Source organism: Luteimonas abyssi (assembly GCF_001482195.1).
Classification (GTDB): domain Bacteria; phylum Pseudomonadota; class Gammaproteobacteria; order Xanthomonadales; family Xanthomonadaceae; genus Luteimonas; species Luteimonas abyssi.
Genome location: NZ_KQ759763.1, coordinates 3,718,578 through 3,733,016 on the forward strand (window position 1 = coordinate 3,718,578; position 14,439 = coordinate 3,733,016).

General features: G+C 71.4%; 14 protein-coding genes. 6 read left to right on the top strand and 8 right to left on the bottom strand.

What is annotated here, in order from left to right; genetic code table 11:
* The first annotated feature begins 98 nt into the window (after positions 1 to 98).
* Positions 99 to 2,798, top strand: coding sequence for a TonB-dependent receptor (locus RG19_RS15965; RefSeq protein WP_058836137.1), 2,700 nt, complete (start codon positions 99 to 101; stop codon positions 2,796 to 2,798).
* 101 nt (positions 2,799 to 2,899) lie between these two features.
* Here the strand turns inward: RG19_RS15965 and RG19_RS15970 are convergent, their stop codons facing one another.
* From RG19_RS15970 to RG19_RS15980, 3 genes are read right to left on the bottom strand one after another with little or no spacing between them, the layout of a single operon-like run.
* Complete coding sequence (locus RG19_RS15970; RefSeq protein WP_058836138.1) at positions 2,900 to 3,127, bottom strand: hypothetical protein; 228 nt, start codon at positions 3,125 to 3,127, stop codon at positions 2,900 to 2,902.
* Positions 3,128 to 3,144: 17 nt separating this feature from the next.
* Positions 3,145 to 3,399: a hypothetical protein gene (locus RG19_RS15975; RefSeq protein WP_058836139.1), complete on the bottom strand. Its 255-nt coding sequence runs from the start codon at positions 3,397 to 3,399 to the stop codon at positions 3,145 to 3,147.
* 12 nt (positions 3,400 to 3,411) lie between these two features.
* Positions 3,412 to 3,726 carry a YkgJ family cysteine cluster protein gene (locus RG19_RS15980; RefSeq protein WP_058836683.1) on the bottom strand — a complete coding sequence of 105 codons (315 nt, stop codon included), beginning with the start codon at positions 3,724 to 3,726 and terminating at the stop codon, positions 3,412 to 3,414.
* Between the two features lie 484 nt (positions 3,727 to 4,210).
* Here RG19_RS15980 and RG19_RS15985 point away from each other — a divergent pair, with 484 nt between their 5' ends.
* Positions 4,211 to 4,756, top strand: coding sequence for a YaeQ family protein (locus RG19_RS15985; protein WP_058836140.1), 546 nt, complete (start codon positions 4,211 to 4,213; stop codon positions 4,754 to 4,756).
* 37 nt (positions 4,757 to 4,793) lie between these two features.
* Here RG19_RS15985 and dbpA read toward each other — a convergent pair whose 3' ends face one another.
* Positions 4,794 to 6,227: an ATP-dependent RNA helicase DbpA gene (dbpA, locus tag RG19_RS15990; protein ID WP_082672727.1), complete on the bottom strand. Its 1,434-nt coding sequence runs from the start codon at positions 6,225 to 6,227 to the stop codon at positions 4,794 to 4,796.
* A 125-nt stretch (positions 6,228 to 6,352) separates the two neighbouring features.
* Here dbpA and RG19_RS15995 point away from each other — a divergent pair, with 125 nt between their 5' ends.
* Complete coding sequence (locus RG19_RS15995) at positions 6,353 to 6,901, top strand: YdeI/OmpD-associated family protein (RefSeq protein WP_058836685.1); 549 nt, start codon at positions 6,353 to 6,355, stop codon at positions 6,899 to 6,901.
* 146 nt (positions 6,902 to 7,047) lie between these two features.
* Here RG19_RS15995 and RG19_RS16000 read toward each other — a convergent pair whose 3' ends face one another.
* Positions 7,048 to 7,542, bottom strand: a complete 495-nt coding sequence (locus RG19_RS16000; protein WP_058836141.1) for a hypothetical protein — start codon at positions 7,540 to 7,542, stop codon at positions 7,048 to 7,050.
* 273 nt (positions 7,543 to 7,815) lie between these two features.
* Between RG19_RS16000 and RG19_RS16005 the strand changes: the two genes are divergently transcribed.
* Complete coding sequence (locus tag RG19_RS16005; RefSeq protein WP_058836142.1) at positions 7,816 to 9,201, top strand: serine hydrolase domain-containing protein; 1,386 nt, start codon at positions 7,816 to 7,818, stop codon at positions 9,199 to 9,201.
* Between the two features lie 58 nt (positions 9,202 to 9,259).
* Here RG19_RS16005 and yjjJ read toward each other — a convergent pair whose 3' ends face one another.
* The 3 genes from yjjJ to RG19_RS16020 all read right to left on the bottom strand — a co-directional run bounded on the left by yjjJ (position 9,260) and on the right by RG19_RS16020 (position 12,144).
* Positions 9,260 to 10,639, bottom strand: coding sequence for a type II toxin-antitoxin system HipA family toxin YjjJ (gene yjjJ / locus RG19_RS16010; protein WP_058836143.1), 1,380 nt, complete (start codon positions 10,637 to 10,639; stop codon positions 9,260 to 9,262).
* Between the two features lie 361 nt (positions 10,640 to 11,000).
* Entirely contained in the window at positions 11,001 to 11,747 is a 747-nt protein-coding gene (locus tag RG19_RS16015; RefSeq protein ID WP_058836144.1) for an SDR family oxidoreductase, read from the bottom strand.
* 49 nt (positions 11,748 to 11,796) lie between these two features.
* A complete protein-coding gene (locus RG19_RS16020; RefSeq protein ID WP_425599734.1) occupies positions 11,797 to 12,144 on the bottom strand; it encodes an Atu4866 domain-containing protein in 348 nt (115 codons plus the stop codon).
* Between the two features lie 185 nt (positions 12,145 to 12,329).
* Between RG19_RS16020 and RG19_RS16025 the strand changes: the two genes are divergently transcribed.
* A complete protein-coding gene (locus RG19_RS16025; RefSeq protein ID WP_058836145.1) occupies positions 12,330 to 13,226 on the top strand; it encodes a LysR family transcriptional regulator in 897 nt (298 codons plus the stop codon).
* A 148-nt stretch (positions 13,227 to 13,374) separates the two neighbouring features.
* Complete coding sequence (locus tag RG19_RS16030) at positions 13,375 to 14,349, top strand: AraC family transcriptional regulator (RefSeq protein WP_058836146.1); 975 nt, start codon at positions 13,375 to 13,377, stop codon at positions 14,347 to 14,349.
* The last annotated feature ends 90 nt before the right edge of the window (positions 14,350 to 14,439 follow it).

The window sequence follows — 14,439 nt, forward strand, 5'->3', positions numbered from 1 at the left end:
GTTTGCTCCCGTCCTCTTCGACGTCTTCGTCGCTCCGCCCGTCAACATCCTGTCCGCCCACGAGGGCAGCGCGCCGTCGCCGGCACACGCTGCTCGCGATGACGATCGCCACGTCGCTGGCGTCCACCGCCGCCGCTGCGCAACCGACCCCCCTCGCGCAGGCGCCGCAGGCCGACGCGACACCGGCCGAACACGCCGCGCCTGCAGGTTCCGCAGCCGCGTCGGAGGCCGCCGACGCACCGCAGGCGAGTGCCGGCGCGCCTGCGCAGGCCGGTGACGACACGGTGCAGCAACTCGATGCGGTGCAGGTCCGCGGCGTGCGCGGCAGCGTCGAGGATGCGGTGGACGCCAAGCGCAGCCGTGCGGACATCTCCGATTCCATCGTCGCCGAGGATGTCGGCAAGCTGCCCGACAACAGCGTGGCCGCGGCCCTGCAGCGGGTGACCGGCGTGCAGGTGTCGCGCGGCGGCGCAGAGGCCAGCGGGGTGCTCGTGCGCGGACTGCCGAACATCGTCACCACCTTCAACGGGCGCAACATCTTCACCGCCAGCGGCCGTGGCATGGCCCTGCAGGACATCCCCGCCGAAATGCTGCAGGCGGTGGACGTCTACAAGACCAGCGGCGCGGAGTTCGTCGAAGGCGGCATCGCCGGCGTGGTGGACGTGCGTCTGCGGCGGCCGTTCGATCTCGAGCCCGGCGGCACCGTCGCCGGCAGTCTCGGCGCGACCTACGGCGACCAGGCCGAGGACACCAAGCCGATCGGCACGTTGACCGCGGCCAACAGCTGGGACAGCGGATACGGCCGCATGGGCGTGCTGGGCAGCGTGTCGCTGCAGCAGCGGCCGTTCCAGGAGTCGACCGCGTTCAACGACATCTACACCCTGGTCGACAATCCCGCCGATCCATCCGAGCAGGTGTTCCTGTCCAACAAGATCGGCGCGAACCTCACCCGCAACAACCACAAGCGGCGGTCGGCGAACTTCAGTTTCCAGTGGGCGCCCACCGACAACAGCGAGCTGTACTTCGACACGTTCTACGTGAATTACGAAGGCCGCAACCACGTCAACTTCTTCATGCCGTTGACCGGCCTGGTCACCGGAGACACCGTGGAATCGGTGACCCTGCGGCCGGGCACCAACATCGTCGAAGGCATCAGTGCGCGCGACCTGGAGATCGTTTCCAGCACCCAGGCGCACAAGCAGACCTCCGACACCGTGCAGCTGGCGCTGGGCGGCACGTGGGAGAACGACCGCGTCGAGCTGTCGAGCGAACTCGCCTACACCTGGAGCACCAACAAGAGCCGCGCGATGACGCTGGACTTCACCACCGACGGCCCGCTGGTGCACGTGGACAGTTCCGGCGACGCGCCGAACGTGCAGGTGACCGGTGCCGACGGCAGCCCCTACGACGTCACCGATCCCTCGATCTGGGCGTTGAGCCAGTACTACGACGACTGGGCCCGGCAGCGCGGCATCGAACTGGCCTGGCGCGGCGATGCGACCTTCCAGCTCGGCGACGGCTTCTTCCGCGCGCTGGACGCAGGCCTGCGCGCCAGCCGGCGGACCGCCACCGCGGTGGGCGGCGGCGGTGTACGCGACAACCTCAGCGGCAGCCCGGTGTTTCTCGACCAGGTGCCGGGTCTGGCCACGATCACCCCCGGCAACGTGCTCGACGGTGCGCGCGATTTCGGCACCGATCGCTGGGCGGCGTCGAGTTACGATTTCCACATCCAGCGCAGCGACCGCATCCGCGAGCTGATGGGCCAGCCGCTCGGCCGTCCGGACGAGAACCCGGCGCTGTACTTCGACAACGAAGAGAAGAACTACGCCGCCTACCTGCAGCTGCATTACGGCTTCGCGCTGGGCAGCGTGCCGGTCGACGGACGCGTCGGCGTGCGCGCCACGCGGCTGGAATCCTCGCTCAACGGCACCAGCACCATCGACGGCGAGCAGGTGCCGTCGCAGTTCGAGAAAACCCGCACCGAGATCCTGCCGAGTTTCAGCGCCAACCTCAGCCTGCACGAGGACGTGGTGCTGCGGCTGGCGGCCAGCCAGACCATCTCGCTGCCGAGCTTCGGCAACCTCAATCCGCAGCTGGCGCTGTTCGAATCCACCGACACCCTGCCCGCACGCGGCAGCGGCGGCAATCCGGATCTGGATCCGATCACGTCCGACAACTTCGACGCGTCGCTGGAGTGGTACTTCCAGCCGGGCTCGCTGTTGTCGCTGGCGGTGTTCCGGCGCGACATCGACGGCTACATCCAGAGCTACGCCGACGACGAGGTGATCGACGGCGTCACCTATTCCATCACCCGTCCCCGCAACACCGGCGAGGGCCGGCTGCAGGGTGCGGAGATCGGCTACACCCAGTTCTACGATTTCCTGCCCGGCTGGCTGTCGGGTTTCGGGACGCAGCTCAATTACACCTGGATCGATGCCGAGGCCGAATCGCCCACGGGCGAGATGCAGCCGCTGGCGCAGGTGTCGCGCAATGCGTTCAACGCGGTGTTGATGTACCAGCTCGATCGTTTTTCCGCACGCCTGGCCTACAACCGGCGCGGTGCCTTCACCAGCAGCTTCAGCGCTTCGGGCGACCAGCCGGGCGAGGTCCGCGAGGGCGACCAGGAGTGGCTTGACGTCGCGCTCAACTACGACCTCAACGACAACATGGCCCTGTTCGCGGAGGCCACCAACCTGCTGGGCGGCAACACCTACAACTACTTCGGCGATCCGAGCTATCCGCGCGATTTCGCCTCGCGCGAGCGGACCTATACGGTCGGATTCAGGTTCCGCCTGTAGGACCGGGCGGCGGCATCACCCGCGGCCGGGGGCCGTCGGGTGGGCCGCGGTCCGGACCCGCCCGGCGGTCTTCCCGCGCCGGGCGTCGCCGCGGCGCGGGGCTACGGCCCGGTCCGACGGTGGACGCGGGGTCCCGGCGCCGGGGCATCCGCAGCAGGCGCGGTTTCGCCCGCGGCTGTGGCATCGGCTGGCTGCTCCGGCGCATCGGGCGCGGCCGTGTCCGCATCGGCTTCGCGGGCCTGGCGCTTCTTCGCGTCCTTGGCATCCTGCTTGCGTTTCTTGGCGAGCTCGCGCTGGCGCTTCTCGAAGGCGTAGTTGGGTTTGGCCATGGGGTCTCCTGATGGATTCAGCGGCGTGGAGGGGTGGTGGGAGCCGGCGGGGCGGCGTCCGCGGGCAAGTCGATCCGCTGCAACGTCCGCGTCACGCCGAGGACTTCGATCTCGCCACCCGCCTTGCGGAACGCGGCCATGTCCTCGGCGAGGCGTTCATGGGTGAGTGTCGCGCCCTCGCGACCCTTGCGGGGCGCGAACGAGCGGCCGGGCCTGTCCGGAGTGGTGGCGGGCGCGGCCTTGGCGGCCTGGATCTTGTCGGGAGCGGACATGCGGGTCTCCGGTCAGTACAGCCTCAGCGGGATGCCCCGGATCGAGCGGTCGATGTGGTCGGCGCGCACGTCGTGGCAGTAGGGGCCGGCCATTTCGAAGCGCCGGCAGACCTGGGGTCGGGTGTCGTAGATGGAGCAGCACATGCGCGCGGCGTCCACCGCCACGCACCAGCCTTCTTCGTCGCGCGCCATCACTTCGAGGCCGTCGCGCGTGTGCGTGGTCAGGTGTCGCGGCATGCGATCCTCGGGCTGCACCACCACCGTCAGGCGGCAGCACACCGCATCGCAGCGCTCGCAGAGCGGCGGCGCGTCGTCGCTGACGCTCATGCCGACCACGTCGGGCGTGGCGGTGCCGGCCGGGCGGTCGCCGTCGTGCCGTCGATGGACGACGGCCATCGGGTCGGGTGCGCGATGGTGGTTCGAGGGCTGCGGACCTGAGCGTCCGGCACGGGGACTCCTGTCGGGGCGTACCGCCGATGACGGCGACGCGGAAAAGGCGAGGCGTGGCGAACGACGGAGGGCGCGATCGTTCGGGACGCACGAGTGTTGCGCGCCCATGCTACGCGATCGGCCGCATCGGCGCGTCCGGCCCGACGCAGGCGATGTCGTTTCCGCCGGGCGGGTGATCGAGGTGTGCGGTCTTCCCGTCGACGATCAACGGTGCGGATGCAGCGCGTGTCGCGCTGTTCGGCGGTGGCGTGCGGACGGTACCGAGGATTGCGCGCCCGCTGCGCGCTCGCGTGCGCGGCATGTGAGCGGTGCGTGGCGTCGGGCACGCCTACAATGGCCGCCCCTCCGGAAAGGCAGTCCCATGGCGCCCAACGCGACGATCTACAAGGCGGAGCTGCAGATCAGCGACATGGACCGCGCGTATTACGCCACCCACAACCTCACGCTGGCGCAGCATCCGTCGGAGACGCCGGAACGCCTGATGGCGCGGCTGATCGCCTTCGTGCTGTTCGCCGACGAGCGTCTGGAATTCGGCCGTGGCCTGAGTACCGAGGACGAGCCCGACCTCTGGCGACGCGACTACACCGGTGACATCGAGGAATGGATCGATCTCGGCCAGCCCGCCGACGCCCGCATCCGCAAGGCCTGCGGGCGCGCCCGGCACGTCGGGGTGGTGACCTACAGCGGCGGCAGCGCCGCGATCTGGTGGGACAAGCAGGCATCGGCGTTGAAGCGGCTGAAGAACCTCACCGTGATCGACCTCGATCCCGCTGCGCTCGATGCCGCCACCGCGTTGCTCGAACGCAGCATGCGCCTGACCGTGATCGTGCAGGACGGCGAGTTGCAGCTGATGAGCGAGGCCGGCAGTGCCGCGCTGCTACCGCAGGTGCGGATGGCACCGGCCTGACGTCTGGTGCGGCCGCTCGCGTTCCCGCGGGCGGGCGCTACAACGAGGCGACGCGGAACCGCCGGCCCTTGATCTTGCCCTCGCGCAGCCGCGTCACGGTGCGCCCGGCCTGGGCGCGATCGACGGCCACGTAGCTGCGGGTGGCGAAGACATCGATCTTGCCGATCGCCTCCTTCTGCAGGCCGGCCTCGCCGGTCAGGGCGCCGACGATGTCGCCCGGCCGCAGCTTGTCGCTGCGACCGGCGTCGATGCGCAGGGTGACCATCGGCGCCGCGGGTACGTTCGCGCGGGCCGGCATCGCGGGCGCCCGCAGCCAGCGCAGCGGCGTGCCGGTGTGGGTTTCGATGCCGGTCGCACGCGGCAGTTCCCGCGGCGAGACCAGGCTCAGCGCGAGGCCGCTGCGGCCTGCGCGACCGGTGCGGCCGATGCGGTGGACATAGGTGTCGGCGTCGTGCGGCAGCTCGAGGTTGACCACCGCGGCCAGGTCCTCGACATCGAGCCCGCGTGCCGCCACGTCGCTGGCGACCAGCACGTTGCAGCTGCGGTTCGCGAAGCGCAGCAGCACTTCGTCGCGGTCGCGTTGTTCCATGTCGCCGTGCAGCGCGAGTGCGCCGAAGCCGTAGTGCACGAGCGAGGCGGCCACTTCGTTGACCTCGGCGCGGGTGTTGCAGAACACCACGGTGGACGCCGGCCGGTGCTGCAGCAGCAGTGCGGCCAGGGTCGGGGTACGTCGCGCCGGTTCCACTTCGACGAAGAACTGCTCGATCGCGGGCGCGGTTTCCCCGTCGTCGGTCCGGACCTCGACGGCGTCGCGCAGCATCGCCGTGCCGAGCGTACGGATCGGATCGGGGAACGTGGCCGAGAACAGCAGCCCCTGACGCTCGGGCGGAATGCGCTTGACGATGTCGCGGATGGCCTCCTCGAAGCCCATGTCGAGCATGCGGTCGGCCTCGTCCAGGACCAGCGTGCGCACGTGGCGCAGGTGCAGGGCGCGCTTCTTGGTCAACTCCTGGATGCGTCCCGGGGTGCCGACCACCACATGCGGCGCGTGGGCGAGCGAAGCCAGCTGCGGGCCGAGGGGAATGCCGCCGCACAACACCGAGATCTTCAGGTTCGGGATGCCGAGCGCGAGGCGCCGCAGCTGCTTGCCGACCTGGTCGGCGAGCTCCCGCGTCGGGCACAGCACCAGCGCCTGGGTTTCGACGAGCGCCGGATCGAGCCGGTGCAGGACGCCCAGCCCGAAGGCCGCGGTCTTGCCGCTGCCGGTGGGCGCCTGCGCGATCACGTCGCGTCCGGCCAGGATCTCGGGCAGGGCGCGGGCCTGGATCGGCGTCATCGCGGTATAGCCGAGCGCGTCCACGCCCTGCAGCAGGTGCGGGGCGAGCGCGAGGTCGGCGAAGACCGGGCCTGGTGGTGAGGCATCGGCAGGGCCGACGGCGGTGGGGGCGGCGGGTGGGGAGGACGCGGTCATGCGCACATCATCGCAGGTGGGACACACGACCCGGGGGACCGACCGCGCACCGGTCGGGCATCCGTACGGCTGCCATGACCATCGGGTGGCGCAGCCGCGGAGCGCGTCCTGCTATGTTGTGCGGCATGAGCGTTCGTGGCGATCCGATCCGCTTCACGGCCCGCCTGCTGCGCCCCGCGCAGCCGAAGGGCGCCGCCTGGACGTTCCTGGTGCTGCCGGATGGCGCCAGCGGCTTACTGCCGTCGCGCAGTCAGGTCACGGTCGACGCCACCCTCGACGGCCATGCCTTCCAGGCCACGCTGGAGCCGGACGGGCGCGGCGGCCATTGGCTGAAGGTCGGCAAGGCGCTGCGCGAGGCCGCCGGAGCCGAGGTCGGCGCGACGGTGTCGCTGACGATGGCCCCGGTGGCGAAGGAGCCCGAGCCCCGGCTCCCGCCGGACTTGCGCAAGGCGCTCGGTGCCGATGCCGAGGCGCAGGCACGCTGGACCGGACTCACCACGGTGGCGCGGCGCGACTGGATCCAGTGGATCGTGTCGGCGAAGAAGCCGGAAACGCGCGAACGCCGCATCGCCGGCACGCCCGACATGCTGCGGTCGGGGAAGCGGCGCGTGTGTTGCTTCGACCGTTCGGGCATCTACGGCAAGAACCTGAGTGCGCCCGAAGCGGCACCCTGAGGGCTGCCAGCAGGCACCGGATGGTGTGCCGGCGCCGGGCCCGCGGGGCGGCGGGCGCGTTGGATCGACCTAGCGTGGATCGATCCACTCCAGGTCGGGTCGGCCTGCAGCCTGGATCACCTCGGCGCGGATCAGTTCGGCGCGGATCAGCTCCAGATGCCGCTCAACTGGGCCAAGGTGCCCAGTGCCAGCCCCTGCGTGGCGGCCGGCGTGGCTTCCGACACACAGCCGATCGTCCCGCCATCCGCGCGCGCCTGTTCCACGGCGGCACGTGCATCGGCGGCGGCCTGTGCGGCCTGGGCCGCTTCCTCGGCCGCCATGTCGGCAAGTCCCGACAAGGCGTCGGCATAGGTGCTCTCGGGATTCTCCGCGGCGACGTCGGCCAGGTCCTGGGCTGCGCGCTGGGCCGCCTCCGCCGCGATCTCCGCCTGGGCGACCGCGGCCTCCGCAGCGCAAGCGTTGCCGGCCTTCGCGGCTTCGGTGGCGGTTTCGGCCGCGCGGTTCGCCTCGGCGGCGGCCTTGCCGGTCGCGTCGAGCGCGCTGGTGGCGGCATCGGCGGCCGCGTTGTCGGCGGCCGAAGGTCCGCCGTCCGCGCCGCCCGATCCGGAGGCGCCGGACGCGCCGGAAGGTCCATCGGTCATGTCGTTCTCCTCGTGCCGGTCACGGTCGTCGCGGATGCATGGATGCGGCCTCGACCATAGCAACGTCGCCCGGGCGCGAGACCTGGGGTCGACCCGAGGTGGCCGCCCGGCGTTCAAGCAGCCGTCAGCGTCCGCGGCGGGCGCGGAGGACATCGACCCCGTCGGCGGCGCCCGTCCCTCGGCCGTCATGGGGCGTTTCGGAGGGCAGGGGGGAGGCCTCGGTCCGAAGTGGCCCGTCGCTACACTGGGCGTCCTGCCGCTTCCGGATCGTCCATGCGCCCCGCAACGTATCTCGCGCCCCTGCTGCTCGCCGTGTCCGCCGTCGCCGCCGCACAGACCGGCGCGGAGGGCGAGGCGCATGCGCGCGCCATCGCCGCCGGCTACAAGGCGTTGACGTTGTGCAGCGCGCATTTCAACGCCGGGCGCACGCCGGAGCAGGTGGACGCGGTGGAGTTGCGTGGGATCTACCCCGAGTACGAGGACCAGGTGCACGCGCTGCAGGCCGACATCGATCCGCAGGCGCACACCGTGTCCGTCGCTTTCGACACCGGGCTGCCGCCGCGCATCGCCGCATGGCGACCGAACCTGGGCTGCGCGCAGTTGCCGATCGGCGCCACGGCGGACGCGATCGCGACGCTGCCGCGTTTCGACGCGCAGGCGCCCGCGCTCGACGCGCGCGACTGGCCGCGCGGCGATCGCGATGCGCACGGCGCCGCCGCCGGGGATCCCGGCGCGCTGGACGCGGCCGTCGGTGCGGCGTTCTCGGGCGACGCCTACGGCGACGGCCATGCGACCACCGGCGTGGTGGTGGTGCAGGGCGGGCGCATCGTCGCCGAGCGCTATGCCGACGGCTTCGGTCCGCACGTGGCGCAGCGGACCTGGTCGGTCGCCAAGAGCCTGGCCGGTGCGCTGGTCGGCACGGCGGAGGCGGTGGACGGGTTCGACCCCGCGCAGCCCGCGCCGGTGCCGGAGTGGCAGCGGCCCGGCGACCCGCGTGCGGCGATCACCACCGAGCACCTGCTGCGCATGAGCAGCGGCCTGCACAGCGACACCGCCGGCAACCGCACCGACGCGCTGTACTTCGGCGGCATTACCGTGGCCGAGGCGGCGGCCGGCTGGCCGCTGTCGGCCACGCCCGGCACGCGCTTCCGCTATGCCAACAACGACAGCGTGCTGGCCGTGCACGCCCTGCGCGCAAGTCGTGACGACGAGGCGCGCGCGCTGGCGCGGCCCTACACCGACCTGTTCTGGCCGCTGGGCATGACCCGCACCTTCGCCGAAACCGACTGGCAGGGCGGTTACGTGCTGTCGAGCCAGGTCTGGTCGACCGCACGCGATCTCGCCCGCTTCGGCATGTTGCTGCGCGACGACGGCGTGTTCGAAGGCGAGCGCCTGCTGCCGGACGGCTGGGTACGCCGGGCGACCACCGCCTCCGGTCCGCAGCCCGACGGCGCGTTCGGCTACGGCGCCACACTGTGGCTGTTGCAGCGCTCGCCCGGGGTGCCGGTCGACGCATTCGCCGCGTTCGGCAACCGCGGCCAGTACGTGGTGGTGGTGCCGTCGCGCGGGGTGGTGATCGTGCGCCGCGGCGAGGATCACGCGGGCAATCGGTTCGACATCGCCGCCTTCGCCGCGGCGGTGCTGGCGACGCTGGATTGAGCCCGGCGCGCCCGAGGCGCCGCGCCCGCGTGCGCGGGCCCGGCGCACATGGACGTGCTCAGGCGACGCGTGTCCTGGCCTGCGACAGCTGCGCCCGCATGTGCGCGGCGATGTCGCGAAAGGGTGCGGACAGGGTGTCCTCGTCTGTCGCGCGTGCCCAGAAGTCGGCGGCCCACGTCGCTGCCTCGTGCCAGTCGGCGGCGTGCTCGGGCGGCGGCAGCGGCAGCCGCACGTCGCGGTCCACCACCTCCCCGCTCGATGCCGGCCGGAACGCCATGGGCAGCATGTCGTAGGCCGGTGCGAGCGCCAGCGGCAGGTCGTCGGCGAGCATCAGGGCGGCGTTGCCCAGGTGCATGTCGTTGTTGCCGATCAGGGCGCCGAACCAGGCCAGCAGACGCAACCGGCGTGCCTGGTCCGCCGCCAGCCAGCCATCGTCCTCGAGCTGTCGCGCGTAGCGCCACCACTCGATGCGGCCATGGCCATGGAAGGCCGCATCCACGGCCGCCAGCGAGACCACGCCGCGGCGGCCGAGCATCGGGGTGCGGTCGAAGCGCGACGATTGCAGGAACACGCGCCCGTCCGCGTCCAGCAGCTCGCTGTCGGCGGCGGCGATGCCCTGGCGGCGCAACACGGTGCCGGCGAGATGCTCGCAGCGCAGCAGGTCGGCCCAGCGGCTCGCGGCGCCGGGCGCGGCACGGTCGCTGAACTTCACGATCGCCTCGTCGTGGCCGCCGTCGGCGAGGCGCAGGATGGCGACGAACTTGGGCTGCTCGCCGCCGGCCGAGGAGCCGACGTCTTCGCCGCGGAGCGCGGCGTCCGCGCGCGCGGGATAGGCCGCGGCGCGGGCGTCGGGCGCGATCACGTCCGCGGGGTGCAGCGTGCCCTGCAGCGCCCGCTGCAGGGCGGTCTCGCCGAGCACGAGATCGCCGGGCGAGTCGTCGCCGTGGTGCAGCAGGGCGAGCAGGATGTCGTCGGTCTGCCAACGGCTCAGGTCCGCAGGCGCGCCGATGCGTTCGCCGACCCGGCGCGCGAATGCGCGCCCGAGGAAGCCCTGCGGGCGCTGGTCGTCCAGGAACCACGGCAGGCCCGGGAACACGCCGTCGTCGAACGGCGGGCGGCACCACATCGCGCCCGCCACGGCAGGCTCGAAACGGTGGCCGCCGTCGCCGAGCGCGGTGAGTTCGCCGAGCGGCTGCGCCTTCGCGTCCGGGCCGATGCGGTACACCGGCCAGCGGGTGCCGGCGCGTCCTACGCGACGTGCCCAGGCATAGCACGTGGCGCGCGCGCGGCCGATGCGGACGATATCGTCGCCGGCGGCCGCCACCAGGCGCGAGACCGTCGGCTGGCTGATGCCCAGGGCCGTGCCGATCGCCCTGGCGGTCAACGCGCCTTCGCGGCGTAGCAGGCTCTGCAGCGCGGGCAGGCGGGCGTCTCGCATGCCCAGATTGAATAGATAATTGAATGGATAGTCAAACGGTGAATGTGCAAGATATCCAATTATAACGGGATTTTTTTGGCATCTGAGCAATCGATATCGTTGCTGAGTGAATAGATAAATTGATGCATCGAGGCGGCGCGGTCCGCCCCGAAGGCGGTCGGTCCCGGCCATTCGGGCCAAGGCCTGCGGCGGCTCAGTCCATCGGCGCGCCCCTTCACCATGCATTTGCCCAGGTCGAGGGTGTCGCCGTCGCCGCGGTGATGCAGCAGTTCGACCGTCGCCTGCCCGGTGCGCTAGCGGCACCGGTGACGACGGCGACTCCGGCCGGCGCCCCGGCGCGTCGGGCCGGGGCGCGGGCGGCTCAGGCCGGGCTGGCCACGGGGCGGACCACGATGTCGGTGGTGTCGACATCGGCCGGCTGGCCGATGGCATGGGCGATGGCGTTGCCGATCGCCTCCGGCTTCAGGGCGACCTTGCGGAACGTGCGCATCGCCTCGGCGCTGCCTTCGTCGGTGATGGTGTCGGCGAGCTCGGACTCCACGACGCCCGGATACACGCAGGTCACACGCAGCGTGTCGTTCTCCTGGCGCAGGCCATCGGAGATGGCGCGCACCGCGAACTTGGTCGCGCAGTAGACGGCGGCGGTGGGCATGACGTACAGCCCGCCGATGGACGACACGCTGATGATGTGGCCGCTGCCCTGCGCCTGCATGGTCGGCAGGACTGCGGCGATGCCGTACAGCACGCCTTTGATGTTGACGTCGACCATGCGGTCCCATTCGTCGACCTTCAGCGCGGCCATCGGCGAGAGCGGCATGACGCCCGCGTTGTTGACGATCACATCGATACGCCCGTGTTGCGCCAGCGCGAAGTCGGCGAACGCCTGGACATCGTCGCGGCGGGTCACGTCGAGCGCGCGCGCATGGGCGGTGCCGCCGGCTGCGGTGATGGCCTCGACGAGGCCTTCGAGCCGGTCGAGCCGACGGGCGCCGAGCACGACGCGCGCGCCGCGCGCGGCGAGGGTTTTCGCGGTGGCTTCGCCGATGCCGCTGCTGGCGCCGGTGATGAGGACGACCTTGTCGCGGATGGTGTCGTGAGGGGTGCTCATGAGGGAACTCCTGATGGTGTGGACACGGATGGGGGAAGGGCGCTCGGGGTCACTCGGTGCCGGCGCGCGGGGTCTCGCGCCGCAGCACCATGCCGCCGTGGTAGAGCACGTCGTCGACGAACTCGCCGTCGGCGGTGAACCCGGTGTCGTCCACGTAGTCGATGTGGTGGCCGGTGATCGTGTAGCGGCCCTGGTAGGCGCTCTGGCGCCGGCCGCGGGCTTCGTCGTAGCGGCCCACGCCGTTCACGTCGGGGGCGAGCAGTTCGTGGCGGACGTGGCCGTCGTCGGTGACCCACATGCCGACGTAGGGGTGCGATGCGGACATGGCGGTGTGCTCGTTCTGCGCGAAGGTGGGCAGGGACGCGGCGGCGAAGGCGGCCGCGAGGGGGAGGCCCAGCCGGGGGCTGGCGGGCCGGGGACGGCGGAACCGCGGGGGCGGTGGGGGATGCACGGGCGTCTCCTTCGGAATGGGTGGGATGCGTGGCGTGACAGGGCCGGCGACCCTGTGCCGTCCAAGCTAGTGACCGGCGGGCGTCGAGAGAACTGGCGCATCACTAACTGCATTGGTTAGGGTTGCTAACCATGGAGACCGATCTCAACCTGTTGCGGGTGTTTCTGGCGGTCGCACGAAGCGACAACTTTCGCGTCGCGGCCGACCGCCTGGGCGTGACCCGTTCGGCCGTCAGCCAGGCGATGCGCCGGCTCGAAGACGGACTCGGCATCGCCCTGGTCCAACGCTCCACGCGTCATGTGCGCCTGACCGAGGCGGGCGAGCGCCTGCACCGGCGCATCGCCGAACCCTTGTCGGCCGTGGCCGAGGCGCTGGACGAGGTGGCCGACGACGGTCCGCCGCGCGGCGTGTTGCGCGTCGCGGTCACCTCGATCGCCGAGCAGTTCCTGTCGGGACCGCTGATCGCGACCTTCGCGGACGCGTACCCCGGGATCACCGTGGACGTGACCGTGACGGATGCCGAATTCGACATCGTCGGTGCGGGTTTCGACGCCGGTGTGCGCCTGGGCGAGGTGATCGAGCAGGACATGATCGCGGTGGCGCTGACCGGCCCGCAACGCGAGGTGGTGGTGGCCGCACCGGACTACGTGGCACGCCACGGGGTACCGGTCCACCCGCGCGACCTGGTGGCTCACCGCTGCATCGGCTGGCGCGCGGCGCCGGAGGTCGCGCCGCATCGCTGGGAGTTCGTGGAGAGCGGGCAGCCGTTCGACGTGCAGGTCGAACCGCAGGTCACCACCAACGACATGCTGCTGATGATCCGCACCGCGCTGGCCGGCGGCGGCATCACCTTCGGGATCGAGGACACCTTCCGTCCCTGGCTCGATCGCGGCGAGCTGGTCGCGCTGCTGGGCGATTATCTGCCGCCGTTCCCGGGCTTCTTCCTGTATTTCCCCAGTCGTCACAACCAGCCGCGGAAGCTGCGCGCGCTGATCGAGCACGTCCGCGCGTTCCGCGATGCGGCGTGAGGGCCGCCCCCCCGGCCGTGGATGCCACCAGACGCAGGGTGCGTGACCCGACGTGCCGTTCGCGGGCACCGGCCGGCACCCCCGGGCACGCGACACCGTCCGGCCTGTGGTTTCATGTCCGGCCCGCCCGCAGCGTTGGCATTCCCCCATGAGTTCCGACCTCGCCCGGATCGTGTCGACGCGGCAGGCGCGCACGATCGCATCGATCAAACGCCAGGCCCGCCAGCAGGGCATCACCGGCACCGCGCTGGAGGGCGTCACCCTCCTGCGTGCGGACCGTTCCGCGACAGCCGCCAAGGCGCTGTACGAGCCGTCGGTCGTGATCCTCGTCCAGGGTCGGAAGCGCGGTGTCCACGGCGGCACGCAGTTCGTCTACGACGCGCGCCACTATCTGGTGCTGTCGGTGCCGTTGCCGTTCGAAGTCCAGACCGAAGCGAGCGCGCAGACGCCGCTGCTGGGTCTGAGCCTGCGGGTCGATCCGGGTACGGTCGCCGAGCTGCTGCTGGAGCTCGATCCGGCGATGCGACCGGGCGGCGGCCACGTGGCGCCGACGACGATGTTCGCCACCCGCCTCGACGAACCCCTCGAAGATGCGGTGCTGCGTCTGGTCGAGGCGCTGGAATCGCCGGTGGAGGCGCGCGTGCTCGGCCCGGGCATCGTGCGCGAGATCATGTATCGGGTGCTGATCGGCGAGCAGGGCGACGGCCTGCGCGCGGCCTTGCGCCCGGGTGGCGATTTCGCGCGTCTGGCCGGCGTGTTGCGCCGCATCCACGCCGACTACGCCTACGGGTTCGACGTGGCCACGCTCGCGCACGAGGCAGGCATGAGCGTGCCGGCCTTCCATGCCCGCTTCAAGGCGGTGACCACGACCACGCCGATCCAGTACATCAAGGCCATCCGCCTGCACCAGGCGCGCGTGCTGATGATCCGCGAAGGCCTGACCGCGGCTGCCGCGGCGGGCCGGGTCGGCTACGAAAGCCCGTCGCAGTTCAGCCGCGAATTCAAGCGGCTGTTCGGCCGCAGCCCGAGCGACGAGGTGCGGCAGTTGCGCGATCTGCTGGCGTTCGCGCCGGCCGCCGATGCGCCGGTTGCCGAGGATGCCGGCCTTGCGCCGGTGACTTGAACCCGGCGCTCTGAAACAGGGCGTCCTGAACCCCGGTGCGCTGAACCCGGCGACCCGGCAGCGTACGGCGCGCTGTCGTACGGGGGTGCC

Coding starts and splice junctions, on each gene's coding strand:
- RG19_RS15965 (WP_058836137.1), top strand. CDS start 99: ATGACGATCGCCACGTCGCTGGCGTCCACCGCCGCCGCTGCGCAACCG.
- RG19_RS15970 (WP_058836138.1), bottom strand. CDS start 3,127: ATGGCCAAACCCAACTACGCCTTCGAGAAGCGCCAGCGCGAGCTCGCC.
- RG19_RS15975 (WP_058836139.1), bottom strand. CDS start 3,399: ATGTCCGCTCCCGACAAGATCCAGGCCGCCAAGGCCGCGCCCGCCACC.
- RG19_RS15980 (WP_058836683.1), bottom strand. CDS start 3,726: ATGAGCGTCAGCGACGACGCGCCGCCGCTCTGCGAGCGCTGCGATGCG.
- RG19_RS15985 (WP_058836140.1), top strand. CDS start 4,211: ATGGCGCCCAACGCGACGATCTACAAGGCGGAGCTGCAGATCAGCGAC.
- dbpA (WP_082672727.1), bottom strand. CDS start 6,227: ATGACCGCGTCCTCCCCACCCGCCGCCCCCACCGCCGTCGGCCCTGCC.
- RG19_RS15995 (WP_058836685.1), top strand. CDS start 6,353: ATGAGCGTTCGTGGCGATCCGATCCGCTTCACGGCCCGCCTGCTGCGC.
- RG19_RS16000 (WP_058836141.1), bottom strand. CDS start 7,542: ATGACCGATGGACCTTCCGGCGCGTCCGGCGCCTCCGGATCGGGCGGC.
- RG19_RS16005 (WP_058836142.1), top strand. CDS start 7,816: ATGCGCCCCGCAACGTATCTCGCGCCCCTGCTGCTCGCCGTGTCCGCC.
- yjjJ (WP_058836143.1), bottom strand. CDS start 10,639: ATGCGAGACGCCCGCCTGCCCGCGCTGCAGAGCCTGCTACGCCGCGAA.
- RG19_RS16015 (WP_058836144.1), bottom strand. CDS start 11,747: ATGAGCACCCCTCACGACACCATCCGCGACAAGGTCGTCCTCATCACC.
- RG19_RS16025 (WP_058836145.1), top strand. CDS start 12,330: ATGGAGACCGATCTCAACCTGTTGCGGGTGTTTCTGGCGGTCGCACGA.
- RG19_RS16030 (WP_058836146.1), top strand. CDS start 13,375: ATGAGTTCCGACCTCGCCCGGATCGTGTCGACGCGGCAGGCGCGCACG.